The 17,337-nt window shown below is 74.0% G+C and carries 11 protein-coding genes; 7 read left to right on the forward strand and 4 right to left on the reverse strand.

What is annotated here, in order from left to right; all coding sequences use genetic code 11:
• The first annotated feature begins 23 nt into the window (after nt 1-23).
• Together helR and IT780_RS30595 are read left to right on the forward strand one after the other, a co-directional pair.
• Nucleotides 24-2,159 (forward strand): RNA polymerase recycling motor ATPase HelR, encoded by a 2,136-nt coding sequence (helR, locus tag IT780_RS30590; RefSeq protein ID WP_372443830.1) that lies wholly within the window; start codon nt 24-26, stop codon nt 2,157-2,159.
• 30 nt (nt 2,160-2,189) lie between these two features.
• Nucleotides 2,190-6,425, forward strand: a complete 4,236-nt coding sequence (locus IT780_RS30595; protein WP_199515288.1) for a PDDEXK-like endonuclease domain-containing protein — start codon at nt 2,190-2,192, stop codon at nt 6,423-6,425.
• On the opposite strand, the gene IT780_RS30600 is transcribed toward IT780_RS30595, so the two are convergent.
• On the reverse strand, nt 6,399-7,220 hold the full coding sequence (locus IT780_RS30600) for a helix-turn-helix transcriptional regulator (RefSeq protein WP_199515289.1): 822 nt from the start codon (nt 7,218-7,220) through the stop codon (nt 6,399-6,401). The two genes, IT780_RS30595 and IT780_RS30600, sit on opposite strands and share 27 nt — an antisense overlap.
• Nucleotides 7,221-7,344: 124 nt before the next feature.
• Here IT780_RS30600 and IT780_RS30605 point away from each other — a divergent pair, with 124 nt between their 5' ends.
• Complete coding sequence (locus tag IT780_RS30605; RefSeq protein ID WP_199515290.1) at nt 7,345-8,469, forward strand: NAD(P)/FAD-dependent oxidoreductase; 1,125 nt, start codon at nt 7,345-7,347, stop codon at nt 8,467-8,469.
• On the opposite strand, the gene IT780_RS30610 is transcribed toward IT780_RS30605, so the two are convergent.
• Nucleotides 8,408-9,370: a GlxA family transcriptional regulator gene (locus tag IT780_RS30610; protein ID WP_307831469.1), complete on the reverse strand. Its 963-nt coding sequence runs from the start codon at nt 9,368-9,370 to the stop codon at nt 8,408-8,410. The genes IT780_RS30605 and IT780_RS30610 overlap by 62 nt on opposite strands.
• Nucleotides 9,371-9,422: 52 nt before the next feature.
• Here IT780_RS30610 and IT780_RS30615 point away from each other — a divergent pair, with 52 nt between their 5' ends.
• Entirely contained in the window at nt 9,423-9,797 is a 375-nt protein-coding gene (locus IT780_RS30615) for a cupin domain-containing protein (RefSeq protein WP_199515291.1), read from the forward strand.
• Nucleotides 9,798-9,803: 6 nt separating this feature from the next.
• On the opposite strand, the gene IT780_RS30620 is transcribed toward IT780_RS30615, so the two are convergent.
• Nucleotides 9,804-11,369: a restriction endonuclease gene (locus tag IT780_RS30620; RefSeq protein WP_233413774.1), complete on the reverse strand. Its 1,566-nt coding sequence runs from the start codon at nt 11,367-11,369 to the stop codon at nt 9,804-9,806.
• Between the two features lie 398 nt (nt 11,370-11,767).
• On the opposite strand from IT780_RS30620, the gene IT780_RS30625 reads away from it, so the two are divergent.
• The 3 genes from IT780_RS30625 to IT780_RS30635 all read left to right on the forward strand — a co-directional run bounded on the left by IT780_RS30625 (nt 11,768) and on the right by IT780_RS30635 (nt 14,860).
• Entirely contained in the window at nt 11,768-13,531 is a 1,764-nt protein-coding gene (locus IT780_RS30625; RefSeq protein ID WP_199515293.1) for an EAL domain-containing protein, read from the forward strand.
• A gap of 61 nt (nt 13,532-13,592) precedes the next feature.
• Nucleotides 13,593-13,982, forward strand: coding sequence for a cupin domain-containing protein (locus IT780_RS30630; RefSeq protein ID WP_199515294.1), 390 nt, complete (start codon nt 13,593-13,595; stop codon nt 13,980-13,982).
• Between the two features lie 416 nt (nt 13,983-14,398).
• Complete coding sequence (locus IT780_RS30635; protein ID WP_199515295.1) at nt 14,399-14,860, forward strand: MarR family winged helix-turn-helix transcriptional regulator; 462 nt, start codon at nt 14,399-14,401, stop codon at nt 14,858-14,860.
• A gap of 100 nt (nt 14,861-14,960) precedes the next feature.
• Here the strand turns inward: IT780_RS30635 and IT780_RS42860 are convergent, their stop codons facing one another.
• Entirely contained in the window at nt 14,961-17,285 is a 2,325-nt protein-coding gene (locus IT780_RS42860; RefSeq protein ID WP_199515296.1) for a TPM domain-containing protein, read from the reverse strand.
• Nucleotides 17,286-17,337: the final 52 nt, after the last annotated feature.

The following is a 17,337-nucleotide window of genomic DNA, read 5'->3' on the forward strand; positions in this document are numbered from 1 at the left end:
TTCCGGCGAAAGTGAGATGCCGCGTGAAGCCGCTGACCGCCAGCGCGTTCGACCTGCCCGACCGTCTCGCCGCCAAGGCGGATCCCGCCCTCGTCGCCGCGGATGAGCGGCACTTCGCGGCCATCGCCACCAGCCTCGAGCGGTCGATCGCCGATCTCTCCGAGCGGCTGGAGGCCGAGCGGCGGGCGCCCGCGGGGAAGGGCCGGCAGGCGGTGGACCGGGACACCGAGGTGCGCCGGCTCGAGGCCCGGCTGCGGACGTTGCGGCGCTTCGGGCTGGACCTGTGTCTCGGGCGGATGGTCGGGGAGGACGGCGGCGGGCCGGTGTACGTGGGCCGGCTCGGGCTCACCGACGGTTCGGGGCGGCGGTTGCTGCTCGACTGGCGTTCCCCGGCGGCGGAGCCGTTCTTCGGTGCCACCCATGCGAACCCGATGGGGCTGGCGAGCCGGCGCCGGTACCGCTGGTCCCGGGGGCGGATCACCGACTACTGGGACGAGGTTTTCGCCGCGGACGGGGTGGAGGGGCACGCCGCCCTGGACGACCAGTCGGCGTTCATCGCGAGCTTGGGCAGCAACCGGTCCGCGCGGATGCGTGACGTGCTGGGCACGATTCAGGCCGACCAGGACGCCATCATCCGCGCCGGGTCGCGCGGCGCGCTCGTCGTCGACGGCGGACCGGGCACGGGCAAGACCGTCGTCGCGCTGCACCGCACCGCGTACCTGCTCTATTCCGATCCGCGGCTGGGGCATCGCCGGGGCGGGGTGCTGTTCGTCGGTCCGCACCAGCCGTACCTGGCGTACGTCGAGGACGTGCTGCCCAGCCTCGGCGAGGAGGGCGTGCAGTCGTGCACCCTGCGGGACCTCGTCGCGGAGGGCGCCACGGCGACCGCCGAGACGGACCCGGAGGTGGCCCGGCTCAAGGCCGACGCGCGGCTGGTCGGGGCGATCGACGCGGCCGTGCGGTTCTACGAGGAGCCGCCGACGCGGACGATGACGGGTCCGTCCGGCGACGCCGACGTCCGGCTGACCGCGGACGACTGGGCCGAGGCGTTCGAGGCGCCGGGACCGGGGATCCCGCACAACGAGGCGCGGGACGAGATCTGGGAGGCGCTGCTGACGATCCTGCTGCGCAAGGACGACGGGAACGGGCCGGACGAGATGATCCGCCGGGAGCTGCGCACCGCATTCAACCGGGCGTGGCCGGTGCTCGAGGCCACCGACATCGTCGGGGACCTGTGGTCGGTGCCCGCGTACCTGCGCAAGTGTGCGCCTTGGCTGAGCGTCGAGGAGATCCGTACGCTCCAACGCAGCGACCCGCGGGCCTGGACGGTCTCCGACCTGCCTTTTCTCGATGCGGCCCGGCGGCGGCTCGGCGACCCGGAGGCCTCCCGGCGCCACCGGCGGCACGAGGCCGTCCTCGCCACCGAACGGGCCCGGATGGCCACGGTGGTCGACGAGCTGATCGCGGCGCACACGTACGACGACGGTGAGGGCGTACTGGCCAGCCTGCGGCAGCTGGACCTGCAGGACGCCCTGGTCGACGAGGCCGTCGTGCCCGCCGCGGACCCGGACCTGCTGGCCGGCCCGTTCGCGCACGTCGTCGTGGACGAGGCCCAGGAGCTGACCGACGCGGAGTGGCAGATGCTGCTGCAGCGCTGCCCGTCCCACAGCTTCACGATCGTCGGGGACCGCGCCCAGGCCCGGCACGGGTTCACGGAGTCCTGGCAGGAACGGCTCGAGCGGGTCGGGTTCGACCGGATCGCCCTGGCGTCGCTGAGCATCAACTACCGCACGCCACGGGAGATCATGGCGGAGGCCGAGCCGGTCATCCGGGCCGCGCTGCCCGACGCGAACGTGCCCACCTCCATCCGCGGCACCGGCGTTCCCGTTCTCCACGGTTCCGTGTCCGACCTGCACTCGATCGTCGACGGCTGGCTCGCCACGCACGCCGAGGGCATCGCCTGCGTGATCGGCGACCCCACGTTCCCGGGTACGGCCCGCGTCCGCTCGCTCGCCCCGGAGCTGTCGAAGGGCCTCGAGTTCGACCTCGTGGTGCTCGTCGACCCGCAGACGTACGGCACGGGCATCGAGGGCGCGGTCGACCGGTACGTCGCGATGACCAGGGCGACCCAGCGGCTGGTGCTGCTCACGAGCCGGTGACGGGGGCGCACATCGGATAACCTGCGAAGAATGCCCGAGCCGCAGCCCGAGTCGCCGACCGTCATCCGGGACCGGGCCGTCTCGGTCGCCGACTACCTGCTGGCCGTACGCGCACAGATGGAACGCCCCGCGCGCGTCGTGCCGGCCGAGGCGCACTGGCTCGACGCCCTGCCCGCGCATCCCGCGTGCGAGGCCGGGCCGGGCGTCGACGGCACGAGCTGGCTGCGCGTGGGCCTGCCGGAGCTGCCCGGGTCGCCGCCGGTCCCCGCGGACCTGCGGCGCCGGTTGAGCGAGGTGAGCCCGGCGGCCGAGCCGGTGCTGGTCGACGAGCCCGCCGACGACGGCTTCGCGGCGTGGCGCGACGAGGTGTGGCGGCCGTGGTCGCTGCTGAGCCGGTCCGCCGAGCAGACCCGGGTGCTGCACCGGCAGCTGTTCGACCTGATGCACCAGGTCGACATGGCGGCGGCCACCACCGAGCTGGTGTGGGGGCACGGCATCCTGGAGACCGTCGTCGACGGCCAGCGGGTGCGCTACCCGCTCGTCGCGACGCCGGTCCTCGTCGAGTACGAGCCGGACCGCTCGCTGATCACGGTGTCGCCGCAGGGCCCGTCCCGGCTGCAGACCGACGCGCTGGCCGGCCTGGACGAACGCTACCTCGGCCAGCTGCTCGCGCTGGCTGGACCGGCCGGCACGCTCGAGGTGGACCTGTGGAGCGATCTCGACCGTCGTGAGCTCTTCGAACGCGCGCTGGGCCGGCTCGGGTACGACCGAGTCGTGACGGCGCCGGGCGAGGCGGCCTCCGGTCCGCACATCGTGGACACCGGTGTGCTGTTCGCCCGCCCCAAGCAGCGCCTGCTCCGCGGGTTCCTCGAGAGGCTGCGCGACCGGCTGCTCGCCGGTGACACCGAGGCGGTCGGCGCCCTCGCCGCGATCGTCGCGCACGAGCCCAGCCGGCTGCGGATGCCCGGCGACCGGCCGGAGGACTGGCAGCGGGTGGGGGAGCGGCTGCTCATGCCGTTGCCCACCAACGAGGCCCAGGAGTCCATCGCGCGGCGGCTCGCCGAGCACCGCAACGTGGCCGTGCAGGGGCCCCCGGGCACCGGCAAGACCCACACGATCCGCAACCTCATCTGCCACCTGATGGCGAACGGCAAGCGGGTGCTGGTCGTCGCGCAGAAGGAGGACCCGCTGCGCGTGCTCCGCGACGGCCTGCCGGAGGAGGTGCAGGCGCTCTGCCTGGCGGTGCTGGGGCGTACGACGGACCAGCTCGTGCAGTTGCAGCTGGCGGCCCGCGAGCTGTCCGACCGGGCGGCCACTCTGGACCGCCCCGCCGAGGCGCTGCGGGTGCAGCGGCTCACCCGCAAGCTCGAGGAGGCCGAGCGGGAGCTGGCGCAGGCGCTCGGCGGCCTGCGCGCGGTGGCGGAGAACGAGGACGCGACGTTCCGCATCGACGGCGTGGACCTCTCGCCGGCCGACGTCGGCGCCTGGCTGCGGGAGCGCGCCGCGGCCCACGGCGGCATCCCGGACCCGGTCGCGCCCTCCGACGAGCCGCCGCTGAGCGGCGACGAGTTCGCCGACCTGCTGGACCTCGCCGCCCGGCTCGCCCCAGCCGACCGCGCCGCGGCGCTGCGGCAGCTCCCGGACCTCGCCGCCCTGCCGGGCGCGGCGCAGGCCAAGCAGGACCGGTCCGATCGGCACGCGGCCGCCGAGCGGGTGTCGCGCCTGGAGGCGGCCGGGGTCGACCCCGATGCGGTACGCGCCCAGGGCGCCGGAACCCTCGCGGAGCTGCTGGAAGGCCTGCGCGACGCGGTGGCCTGGCTGCGCCGCCGTGAGGGTACGTGGACCGACCGGCTCGGACGTCTCGTCGCCGACCCGCACTGGGCCACGGTATGGGGCGACCACGTGCTGGCCACCGAGGAGCTGCAGCGTTCGCTGGCCGACCTGACCCGCCGGCTCGCCGGGCACCGCGTCGCCGCACCGCCGGCGCTGACCTCCGCGCCCAAGCGGCTGCTGGCCTCCCTCGCCGAGCTGCGCGAACGGTTCGCCGCCGGCAGGGGCGTCAACCGGCTGCTGCAGGCGGCTCTGTGGAAGCTCGCCGAGGACGTCCGGGTCGACGGCGAGCCGCTGCGTTCGGCCGACGACACCGACCTCGCGATCGCCTGGGTACGCCGCCACCAGGAGCAACGCCGGCTGGGCGAGCACTGGGCGGAATGGATCCAGCGCCTGGGCATCCCGCCGCGCGAGGGCGATCCGGAGGTGTGGGCGGGGAGCCTGCTCGCCGAGGCGGCACAGTCGCTCGCCTGGGACTCGCAGCGGTGGCCCGAGCTGTCCGTACGGCTGGCTCAGCTCGTACCCCAGGAAGAGCTGGACCTCGACGCGGCCCGGCTGGCGGAAGTCTCGGCGCTGCTCGACGACAGCCCGGTCGTGCTGGAGCTCGACCGGCTGGACGCGGCCGACCGGGCCGTGGCCGACCACCTGGCCCGATGGCCGCGGCTCGCCGCGGCGTGGCGCACCCTCGACGGCTGGGACGAAGCCCTGGCCGAGACGCAGCGGCTCCTCGCGCTGCGTCCCGACGTCACCCGGTACGGGCAGCTGCGCGACCGGCTGGCGGCCGTGGCCCCGGAATGGGCGGCGCAGATCGAGGCGGGAACCGTCCCGGCGGTCTCCGGCACGGCGTGCCTGCAGGCGTGGCGGTGGCGCCAGGCGCAGACCTGGTTCGACCTGGTCGTCGGCAGCGTCGACCCGGCCGTGCTGAGCCGCCGCGCCGAGCAGGGCCGGGAGCGCATCCGGCGGCTCACCGGCGACCTCGTCGTCGCGTCGGCGTGGCTGGAGGTCGCGAAGGCGCTCGACGACCGGCGCCGGGCCGCGCTCGCCGACTGGACCACCGCCCTGCGCAAGATCGGCAAGGGCACGGGACGCAGCGCCGCCGCCTGGCAGGCGCACGCCCAGCGGGCCATGGCCGCCGCGGTCGAGGCCGTGCCGGTCTGGGTCATGTCGGTGGACCGCGCGATCGAGCAGTTCGCCGGCGGCGCCCACTTCGACGTGGTGATCGTCGACGAGGCGTCCCAGGCCGACCTGTTCGCGCTGCCGGTGCTGTCGCTGGCCGAGCGGGCCGTCGTCGTCGGTGACGACCAGCAGATCGGTCCGCAGCTCGGCTTCGTCGGGCCGGTCACCGGACTCATCCACAACCACCTCGGCGACGTGCCGTCCGCGGAACACTTCGACCCCGAGTCGTCCCTGTACGACCACGCCGTGCGGCGCTCACCGGAGCGCATCCTGCTCACCGAGCACTTCCGCTGCGTTCCGCAGATCATCGAGTTCTCGTCCCGTCACTACTACGACGGCAAGATCCAGCCGTTGCGCGCGGACCGTCCGGCTTTCGCGCCGGTGCGCGCGGTCTTCGTGCCCGAGGGCGTACGCCAGCACCTCGCCGCGTACGGGGACGTCAACGTGGCCGAGGCGGACGCGCTGGTGGACCGGGTCGCGGCGATCGTGGCGGATCCGGCGTACCGCGGGCGGTCCCTGGGCGTGATCAGCCTGCTCAGCACCAGCGGGCAGGCGACGTACCTGCTGGCCCGGCTGCGCGAGACCATCGGCGAGGACGAGATCCAGGCGCGGCGGTTGCGGGTCGGGGACGCGTACACGTTCCAGGGCGACGAACGCGACGTCGTGCTGGTGTCCACGGTGGTCTCCGACAACGACGAACGCGTCGCGGCGTTCACCAAACGCGAGTACCACCGCCGCGTCAACGTCGCCGCGTCCCGCGCCCGCGACCAGCTCTGGATCTTCCACTCGGTGCAGCCGTCGTCCCTGCGCCCCGACGACGCCCGCGCGCTGCTGCTGACGTACGCGTTGAACCTCACCGCCCCCGGCCCTCAGCCGGACGCCGAGCTGCTGTGCGAGAGCGACTTCGAACGGGAGGTGCTGCGCCGCCTGCACGCCCGCGGCTACCGTCCCATCCCGCAGTTCCGCATCGGCGGCTACCGCATCGACTTCGTGCTCAACGCGCCGGACGGCCGCCGGCTGGCCATCGAATGCGACGGGGACGCGTACCACGGGCCGGAGCAGTGGGAGAGCGACATGCGCCGGCAGGCCGTGCTGGAACGGGTGGGCAACTGCGTGTTCGTCCGCATCCGGGGCAGCATTTTCGCCCGAGAGCCGGAAGCGGCGCTGCGTCCACTGTGGCAGCGCATCGACGACCTGGGAATCGCCTCGGCAGTCCCAGCCGTCCCAGCCGTCTCAGCCGGCGACCAGCCGCAAGGGTGAAATCCGGCGCAGCGCGTCGGCGCTGGCCTCGTCGGCCGGGAGCTGGACGACGAGGCGCAGCCACTGCTCGCCGGGCAGCACCATGACCTCGTAGGACAGCCGCAGCGGACCCGCCTCCGGATGCCGCAGGCGCAGCAACCCGTGCGGCCGGAGCAGGCCGGGCACGCGCTCGGCCCGCCGGGTGAACTCTTCGCCGGCCAGTGCGGTCAGCTCGCCGGCAATGTCCGGCCGCGGCGGGCCGTCCTTCAGCGCCGCCACCTGCTCGTCGGCCACCTGCGCCCAGTCCGGGAAGGCTTCCCGGGCGCGCGGGTCGGCGAAGACGTACCGGTTCAGGTTCGGCGGATCGCCGTCCAGCATCCCGATCGGCCCGGCCAGGCGGCGCAGGCCCGACGTGTACGCCAGCACGTCGCCGACCTGGTTGACCAGCATCGCCGCGGCCGGCTCCAGCTGCTCCAGCACCGCCCGCAGGCCCGGGCGTACCGTCCGTTCGGGGTCCTTGGCGAACTGGCCGCACCTCAGATCGGACGTCCGGGTCAGCCGCCAGAGGTGCGCCCGCTCGGCCGCGGTCAGCCGCAACGGGCCGGCGAGCGCGGCCAGGATCTGCGGCGACGGGTGCCGGTCGCGGCCCTGCTCGAGCCGGATCAGGTATTCCACGCTCACCCCGGCGAGCATCGCCACCTCGGCGCGGCGCAGGCCCGGCGTGCGCCGCCGCGTCCCCGGTGGCAGCCCGACCTCCGCCGGCGTCACCTCGGCCCGGCGGGTGCGCAGGAACGTGCCCAGCTCGTTGTCGCCCACCGGCCGAATGTAACAACGCACCGGCCCGCGAAGGTGGCCCCGCGGCTACCACCCTGAGCGCGGTCTCCCCGCCGGCCGGCCGCCGCCGCAGAGTCGGGACGACCCGACGAAAGGTGACTCTGCAATGGCTTCAAGAGTGGTGGTCGTGGGCGGCGGCTACGCCGGCATCGTGGTGGCCAGGACGCTCGACGACGTCGCGGACGTGACGCTCGTGGAACCGAAGGAGACGTTCGTGCACTACGTCGCCCAGCTGCGGGCGGCCGTCGACCCGGCCTGGGCCGAAAAGATCTTCATTCCGTACGACGGCCTGCTGTCCCGGGGCCGGGTGGTCCGCGACGCCGCGACGCGGGTACGGCCCGGCTCGGTCGAGCTCGCTTCGGGCGTACGGCTGGACGCCGACTACGTGGTGCTGGCCACCGGCTCGGCCGGCCCGTTCCCCACCCGCCTCGACGGCACCGGCCGGGGCGCGGCGGTGCAGCGGCTGCGGGAGCTGCGCGCCTCGCTCGACCGGTCCACCGGGGTGCTGTTGCTCGGCGCCGGCGCGATCGGCCTCGAGTTCGCCGGCGAGATCGCGGCCGCCTGGCCGGGGAAGCCGGTGACGCTCGTGGACCCGGCGACCGAGCTTCTCGGCGGCCGCTTCCCCGATCAGCTCGGCACCGAGCTGGCCCGGCAACTCGACAAGCTGGGCGTACGGCTGCTGCTCGGCACCCGGCTCGAGAGCCCGCCGTCCACCCCGGCCGGCACGGTGCACCCGTTCACGGTCACCACGGCCGACGGCGAGACGCTCGGCGCCGACCTGTGGTTCGCCTGCTACGGCGGTACGGTCCCGAGCGCCCACCTCGGCCCGGAGCTGTCGGCGGCCCGGCAACCCGACGGCCGGCTCGCGGTCGATGAGCACCTGCGTGTGCGTGGGCACGACCGGGTCCTCGCCGTCGGCGACGTGAACGACACCCCGGAACTCAAGACCGGCCGTGCCGCGGGACGCCAGGCCGAGGTGGCCGCCGCGAACGTCCGCGCGCTCATCGAGGGTGGGCCGCTGACCGCGTACGAGCCGTTTGCGGACGGCATGATTCTCACGCTGGGCCCCTCGGGCGGCGCCGGGTACGCCCCCGAGTTCGGCTTCCTCGACGCCGAGGCGACCACGCAGTTCAAGGGCACGTTCCTCCTGGACCACTTCCGCGGCCTGATCACCGGGGGCCGAAACGGCGGCGGTACTCCGTCGGGGTCAGGCCCGTCTCGCGGCGCATGAGCGTGCGCAGGTTCGTGCCCGTGCCGAGGCCGGCGCGGCGGGCCACCACGTCGGGGCGGGTCTCGCCGCGCTCGATCAGGCGGCAGGCGAGGGCCACGCGTTCGCCGGTCAGCCAGGCCAGCGGGGTGGTGCCCAGTTCCGCGCGGAAGCGGCGGTGCAGGGTGGCCTGGCTGACGGCGGCGCGGGCGGCCAGGTCCGCGACCGTCAGGGGCCGGTCCAGGCGTTCCTGGGCCCAGGCGAGCAGCGGCGCCAGCGAGTCGTCGGGGATCGGGGGGACGGGCCGTTCGACGAACTGGCGCTGGCCGCCGTCGCGGTGCCCGGCGAAGACGAGGCGCCGGCTGACCGCGTTGGCCACCTCGGCGCCGTGGTCGCGGCGGACGACGTGCAGGCCGAGGTCGAGGGCCGCCGCGCTGCCGGCCGCCGTCAGGATGTCGCCGTCGTCGACGTACAGGACGTCGCTCTCCAGCTTCACCTGGGGGAACCTGGCTCGGAAGGCGTCGGCCCACTGCCAGTGCGCGGTGGCGCGGCGGCCGTCGAGCACGCCGGCCTCGGCGAGGGTGAACGCGCCGCTGCAGAAGCCGAGGAGCCGGGCGCCGCGGTCGTGGGCGCGCCGGATCGCGGCCAGCACTGCCGGAGGCCGGGGGGTCTCGGTGTCGGGCCGGTTGGGCACGATCACCGTGTCGGCCTCGTCGACGGCCTCGAGCGGGGCGACGCCGGTCAGGGTGAAGAAGCCGTCGCGCATGCGGGTGGCCGGGGCTGCCGCGCACAGCCGGAAGTCGTACAGGTCGCGGCCGAGTTCGGGGCGGCGGAGTCCGAAGACCTCCGTGGCGCAGCCGAGCTCGAACGGGTTCGAGTTCTCGTCCACCACCACGACGACTCGGTGCAAGGATTCTTTCGCCACGTGCGATTCATAGCAGTTCCGGCGTACGCGGGGAAAGGTCGAGGATCAAGGCATGACCGAACCGATCTCCCTGGCCACCGCCCTCGCGAGTTTCGACGAGCTGTGGAGCCCGCGCATCGTGACCAGCGTCAACGACTACGACGTGCGCGTCGCGAAGGTGCACGGCGAGCACGTCTGGCACACCCACGACCACACCGACGAGTTCTTCCTGGTGCTCGAGGGTGAGCTGCGCATCGCCCTGCGTGACCGGGAGGTGGTGCTGGCGAAGGGCGACGTGTTCACCGTGCCGCGCGGCACCGAGCACAAGCCGTCCTCCGTCGACGGCGCGGCGATCCTGATGTTCGAGCCGACCGGCACGCTGACCGTGGGGGACCGGCACGAGGAGGTGCCCGGTCACGTCGACGCGACGACCGGGCACGCCCTCTGACGCCGGTCAGGCGCCCTCCGGCTCGATCCGGGCCTTGACCCCGAGGTGCTCGGCCAGGAGGTTGAGCAGCGCCGGCCCGTCGAGCAGCTCCAGCGGACGTCCGGCGCCCGCCTCGTGCGCGTCCGCCTCGTAACCGTCCAGGGCGATGAGGACGCCCTTGGTCGCGCCCGCCGCTGCCACCGCGTCGGCGAGCGCGCGGGTCGTCGCCGCGTCGACCGGGCGGCCGCGGACGGCGTGCACCACCACCGGGCCGCCGAACAACGGGCGCGGGTCGGTGGCCTGCCAGCGGCCGTCCGTCGCGGCGCCCATCGCGAGGCCGATGGTGCCGAACAGGTCGGCGATGGTCTGCTCCCACTCCGCCGGGTCCATCGTCGCGAGGTTCGGACGCTCGTCGATGTCGCGCAGGACGTTGAACTCCTGGGTCGAGTCGATGGCGTCCCGGTCCAGGTCGACCGCCGGGGTCACGCCCTCCAGCTCCGCCGGGCTCGGCGACAGGCCGGCGTGCAGGTGCTTGAGGCAGGCCACCGGGTCGACCCGGCGCAGCTTGATCGCGGCGAACGTGTCCCGGTCCGTGCGCAGCGACACCAGGCACGGCCGGACGAAACGACCGGTACGGCGGTCGATGGTGTCCACGATCCCGTTGAACAGCACCTCCGCCACCAGGCCGCCGCGGTCCGCCTCGATGATCTCGTGCACCGTCCGGAGCGCCACCATCGAGATGATCTCGGTGTAGCGGCGGCGGATCTCGGCCTCGTCGCGCGGTACGGCCATCAGGTCGTCGCGGACCCGGTCGTAGCGGTACTCCTTCACGACCGGGATGACCTCGACCGGCGGAAGGTGGTACTCGACGAGCAGGTGCCGCTTCTTCGGCAGGTACGCGAGCCGGAAGTGCTGAGGGAAGTCGTCCGGGTACACCGAATTGCCGAGCACCATGGCGAAGTACTCGACCACCGCGGCGGGATCGGCGTTCGCCACGGCCGCCGCGAACCGGTCCACTTCCGCGTTGTACGCGAGCAGCTTCGCTTCGTAGCGCTTGCGGTTCTCCTCGTACTGCCGGCGACGGGCGGCCAGCTGTCGCGTACGCGCCGCCTCACGCTCCGCCCACTGCGCCTTGGCCTGCGCGAACGCCCGTTCCGCCTGGGCCATCTGCTGCTGGTGCAGCCGCTCCCCGCCGAGGATCTTGCCGACGCCGCGGGGCTCCTGCGGGGCGTAGCTCTGCCACGACGGCTCCGGCGCCGGGCGGCCCAGCGGCCCCGGGTCGAACGGCGGCACCTCGATCGGTTTCTTGAAGCGGTCCAGGTCGATGTGGTCGTCGACGTCCAGCGTGGACAGCAGCAACGAGTCCAGGTCAGCCAGCCGGGCGCGCACGTCTGCGTTGGCTGCCGCGGCGTCGGCCGTGCGCGCCTCCGCGTACAGCCGGCGGTGCTCGCGCTGCCGTTCCGCGTCGCCGGCCGCCTGTTGCGCCGCCGCGATCGCCAGGTCGGCGTTGCGCCGGATCAGCTGCCGCTGCTGGGCGGCAGCCGTACGCGCCCGTTGCTCGGCAGCCGCCTGCGTCGCGTGCGTGCGCTGCATGTCCCGAATGATGCCCATGCGTCGTCGTCCTCGCTCACGTGTCCGAACGGCCACCATATCCACCGCCTCGTGATCTCATTACGGGCAGCACCGCCGCGAGCGCTCAGCGTGCATATTGACCGGGACCGCGGGGTAGGAGTCGCACATGGTTCCACAGTCGGCACTCCCCGTAACTGTCCGTCATGGAAGGTCGCGCTCTCCGGCCACGTAGCGGCGCGGCCCGGGCGTCAACCGATCGGCTGGATTCGCTCTCTGATCGGGCTAGAACTGCCTGTTCGCCGATCTGCCCGGCGACGTGCGAAAACATTGTCGCGGCTGCCCCCTGTTACCGGCGGCGGTGACGGGTTGTAGTAGGTCAGGGGTATCGGTTCACTCGGAGAGGGGAGGTGGGGCGGCGCATGACGGCACCCGATGAGCGTTTTCCCCGCCCGCGCGCCCTCCGCGACCGGCTCTCCCGGCGTCCCCGGCTGGCCCCCAACGCCGGGCCCCAGCAGCCGCGGCTGCCCGAGTCGCGCAGCCCCGTCGAGGACGAGGCCTGGTTCACGTACCTCGCCGACGGCGACCGGATCGTCTGGTCCGACGGGCTCGCCTCGCTGCTCGGCCGCCCGCCCCGGGACACCCAGGTGAGCCGGCAGATCCTCGCCCGCCACGTGCACCGCGACGACCACGCCAAGGCGCTCGGCTCGATCACCCGCGCCTGGACGGCCCGCGAGGCGGTGCGCACGACCGTACGGCTGATGCGTGCCGACGGCGGCTGGTTCGACGTCGACTGCCGCCTCGAGCCGATCGCCGGCGACGACGGCGCGGTCAGCGGCATCCGCGGCGCCCTGCGCGACGTGTCGGCCCGCGAGCGCGCCCGCCGTGAGGTCGCCCGGCTCACCCGCCGCGGCGAGACCGTGCAGGCCTCGGTGATCGAGCCCGACCCGGCGACCGGCCTGCTCACCCGCGCCCGTTTCGCCGATGAGATCGACCGCGCCCAGCGCCGTGGCGGGGGAGCGCTCCTGGTGGTCCGCGTGGAACCGGACCGGGAGGACGGCGAGCGCTTCGACCGGAACACTGATTTGTTGCACCGTGCTGCGCGCGTACTCGAAGGGATCGTCAGACCGGACGACCTCCTGGGCCGCGCCGGCCCGCACGAGATCGCCGTGCTCCTGCCCGGCGCCTCCTGGGTGATGGCCCGGCGGCAGGCCGACCTGTTCGTCGAAGCGCTGCGAACGCAGCCGTTCGTGCTGCCCGACGCCTGGGTGCACGCCCGCGCCTGGGCCGGGCTCGTCCGGTTCCGGCCGGACGGCGAGGCCGGCAGCCACGACCTGCTGATCGACGCCGAGCAGGCCTGGCGCCAGGCCCGCGAGGCGGACCGTCCGGTGACCCTGGTCTCCGACCCGGTGCCGGCGCGGGCCCGGCAGGGCACCTACCGCAACCGGGTGGCCGACGCGCTCGGCACCGACCGGTTCACGCTGTTCGCGCAGCCCATCCTGGAACTGCAGACCAACCTGGTGCTGCGCCACGAGGTGCTGCTGCGGGTGCTCGACGAGACCGGCGGCCCGCAGTCGCCGATCCAGGTCCTGGACACCGCCGAGCGGCTCGACGCGATCTACGACATCGACCTGTGGGTGGTCGAGCGGGCGATGGAGGTCGCGGCCTCGCTGCCGGGTCACTTCTTCCAGATCAACCTCTCCGGGCGTACGGTCGGCGACCCGCGCCTGACCGGCGAGGTGGAGGCCCTGATCGACCGGTACGGCGTGAACCCCGAGCAGCTCACGTTCGAGATCACCGAGACGGCGCTGATCGGCAACCTCAGCGAGGCCCGCCACTTCGCCGACCGCATCCGTGATCTGGGCTGCCAGCTGGCGCTGGACGACTTCGGCTCCGGGTACGCGTCGTTCCGCTACCTCCGGCTGTTCCCCATCGACCTGGTCAAGATCGATGGGGAGTACGTGCGCAATCTGGTGCACAGCCCGGAGGACCAGGTGCTGGTGCGGGCGCTGGTGCAGGTGTGCCAGGCGTACGGGATCCACACGGTGGCCGAGTTCGTCCAGGACGAGCCGACGCTGCGGATGTTGCGTGAGTTCGGGGTCGACTACGTGCAGGGCTACCTGATCGGGCGGCCCGAGCCGGTCGCGGCGCTCGGCCCGCCGGCGCAGCGCCTCCGCCCGTCCTGACCGATATGCGCTGCCGCGTCCCGGGTGATTGCCGGACGCCCGGCCGGGGTAACGGGGCAGCATGGAGCACTACACGATCGCGACGATCGCCGAGAAGAGTCCTGACTTCCGCCGGGTGCTGTGGACGGGCAAGCACACCCAGCTTGTGATCATGACGATCCCGCCGGGCGGCGAGATCGGCGAGGAGGTCCACGAGGTGGACCAGATCCTGACGTTCGTGAGCGGCACCGGCGAGGCCAAGGTGAGCGGCCAGACCCGCAAGGTGAACCAGGGCGACCTGGTCGTCGTGCCGGCCGGCCACAAGCACAACTTCGTCAACGAGGGCCCGAACCCGCTGGTGCTGTACACGGTCTACGGCCCGCCGGAGCATGCCGAGGGCGCGGTGCACAAGACCAAGGAAGAGGCCGACAAGCTCGAAGAGGCCGGCAAGGACGAGCCGCCGCAGTCCTGAGCTTGGGCGCTCCCCGGCCCGGCGGATGCGCCGTCCTGGTACGTCGGCCCGAACGGCTCGGCGCTGGTCGTTGTCCGGACGGCACAGCGCCGGGACCGGCCGAGGCCCCCCAGCCAGCCGGTCCCGACGCCGCGCCCGGGGTGGAAAGTCCGAGCGGAACCATACTCTTGAGGCTTCAAGGAAGTCGATCGGACGTGCCCGATCGTTCGATTCCCGTTACCCGAAGGGGGCGTGCGTTCGTGCAGGTCGTGGGCCCTGTGGTCGCCCCGGACGCATTCCGAATCGGACGGACGCCTCCGTACTCACCGCGACAGGGCGCCGTCGTCGGGTTAGGAACCCTCGTCAGCGGGGGTGTCGCCCGCGCGGTCGGCCACCCGGGCGCTGAGCGGTCCCGGACAGGTCATTAACCTCAGGCCATGGACGAGCCGAGGTGGTTGACGGAGGAACAGCAGCAGACCTGGCGCCGCTTCATCGAGGTGCTCGTCAAGCTGCCGGCCGGGCTCGAGGGCCAGCTGCAACGGGACGCGGGCGTCACCCACATGGGATACCTCGTCCTCGCGACCCTCTCCGAGCGTCCGGACCGGCGCCTGCCGATGAGCCGCCTCGCGAAGAAGGCCAGCGCTTCCCTGTCCCGCCTCTCCCACGTGGTGGCCCGCCTCGAATCCCAGGGCTGGGTACGCCGCGAACGCGACCCCGAGGACGGCCGGGTCCAGATCGCCGTGCTGACCGACGCCGGCTACAGCAAGATCGTCGAGACGGCACCGGGGCATGCGGACATGGTCCAGCAGCTCGTCTTCGACCGGCTGACTCCCGCCCAGGTACGCCAGCTCGCCAAGCTCTGCGACGCGCTCCTGGAAAACCCCGCCGACCAGCCCTGACCCATCCGCGCGACCAGCGCCGACCCACCCGCGCGACCAGCCCTGACCTGTGCGCGGGCCGGCCTGACCGGCCCGCGAGGTCCCTCCGAGAGCCCTCGGATCAGAAGCGGCCGCCGCCGCCCGTGCGCCGTCCCCGGCTCGCGCTGCCCCCGAAGCCGCTGCCGGACCAGCCGCCCCTGCCGCCGAATCCGCCGCCGGACCACCCGCCGCGCGACCGCCCGCCACCGGCCAGGATCCCGCCGAGCACCGCCCCCGCGAACGCTCCCGGGTCGAAACCGGCGGGCCCGTAGCCGCCCGATCCGTAGCCACCCGAGCCGTACCCGCCCGAGCCGTAACCGCCCCAGCTCTGGACGTCCGCGTGTGCCGCCTGGCTGGCCGCGGCCGCGTGCTGCTGGGCCTGCTGTGCTTCGGCGACGGCCGTGGCCGGGTCCGAATGGGCGAGGCTCTCCGCGAGGGCGAGGTGCCGCTGTGCCGCGCTCAGCGCCGCCCGTGCGTCCGCGTCGATGACACCCCGGCGGGTGCTGATGAAGTCGGTCGCCGCGGCGACCTCGGCCCGGGCGACCGGGAGCGCCTGGGCCAGCACGCTACGCGCCCGCGCGGCGCGTTCGGCGGCGTCACGGGCCTCGGCGAGCGCCCGGTCGAGGGCCGTGTCGGCGGCCTGCAGGACGGCCACGGTCGCGATCGGGTCGGGCTTGGCGGCGGTCAGCCGGGTGCGGGCCTCGGCGACGGCCTGCTCCGCCCCGGCCACCGCCGCACCAAGACCAGCCGCCCCACCAGGACCAGCCGCCCCACCAGGACCAGCCGCCGCACTAGGACCAGCCGCCGCAGCAGGACCAGCCGCCGCACCAGGACCGGCCGGGCCGCCGCCGCCCGCCGCCCCGCCGGGACCGGCCGAACCATCGGTGTCCCGGCCGGTGAGCCCGCCGCCACCCGAGGCGATCGCCGCCCGGCCCGCGGCGATCTCCACCTCCAGCTCGGCGATCAGCGCGTCGGCGGCGCTGCGGGCCGCGACGAGGTCGGTCGCCGCCCGGTGGACCGCCGCGACGAGCTGCTCGGCCTGTCCGACCGCCTGCTCCGCCGCCCGGACGGCAAGGGCCGCCTCGGCCCGCGCACCACCCGGCACCTCGCTCCCAGCGGCCGGCCCGCCCCCAGCCGGCACCCCGCTCCCCGCGGCCGACCCGCCAGCGGCCGACCCGCCAGCGGCCGACCCGCCAGCGGCCGGCCCTCCAGCGGCCGGCCCGCCGGGTCCGACGGCCACACCCGGGCCGCCACCGGATCCGTCGTCCGTGGCGGTCCCGGCTCCCGAAGCCGCAGCGGACGCCAGCGCAGCCCGCGCCCGTCCGAGTGCGTCCGCGACGAACTGCAGCCGTTCCCGCGCCTGGTCCACGTTGCCCGAGATGCCGGTCACCGTCTGGCCTTCGTACCGGTCAAGGAGCTGTTGCCGGACCGCCGCGGCCTCCGGCAGGGTGGCCTCGGCCGCGAGCCGGCGCTGGTCGATCTGCGCCGCGACCTCGGCCGCGCGGCCCTCCAAGTCGCGGAGCCGGTCGAACGCCTCGGACTCGGCGTCGAGCCGTTCGTCGGCGGCCCGGCAGCGCGCGATGATCTCCGCGAGGGTGCGGCGGCGGGTCTCCTCGTCGGGTGCCGGCTCCTCCTCGAGGGTCATCCGGAGCCGGAACGCCTCCGCCACGTCCTGGCGGGACGCCTCCAGCGCCGCGCGGAAGCGGGCCGTCTCGGCCTCGCCGTACTGCGCCGTGGCCAGTCCCAGCTCGCTCTCGCTGGCGCGCAGGTCGTCGTCGAGCTCGATGAGGAGCGCGTTGGCCTGGGCGGTCAGGTCCGCCGTCGGCGGCCCCTCCGGCTGAGCGGGTGCCGCCGGGCGGGTGCGCCGCCGGCGCAGGAGGACCCAGAGGAGGCCGCCGGCGATGACCACCGCGAGGATGACGAAAATCCACACGTACGAGGCTGAGCTGCCGCCCGCCGCCTTCTCGTAGCCGGCCGCTGCGGCCACCACGGCACCCGCCCAGTCGTTGCGGCTCAAAGCGGGCTCGATGTCGTTCTGCTCGACCCTGCGCAGCTCGGCGTCGGAGAGCCGCGTGTCCTGCGGCGGCGACGTCCAGTACGCCCGGTCGCCGGTGGCCACGGCCAGCAGCGCGTCACGGTCGCCGAGGTCGCTCAGGCGCGCCGTCTGCTCCGTCCACTGCTGGGCCGGGGTGCCGTCGAACGAGTCGACGTACACGACGAAGAGCTGGATGCCCGTCTTCTGCTGCAACGAGCTCAGGGCCGCGTCCACCCGCGCGCGGTCGCCGCCGAGCGCGCCGGCCCGGTCGGTGACCTGGGTGGCCAGGCGCGATGGCGGATCCGCCCTGGCCGGGGCGGGTACGAGCAGCAGGGCCAGGGTGATCAGCAGGATCCGGCGGGCGAACGTCACCCGCTCACCGTAGATCCTGGGACCGACACTTCGCGCTGCCGGGCGCAGGTGG

This window comes from Nucisporomicrobium flavum (assembly GCF_016464385.1).
GTDB classification, from domain to species: Bacteria; Actinomycetota; Actinomycetes; order Mycobacteriales; family Micromonosporaceae; genus Actinoplanes; species Actinoplanes flavus_A.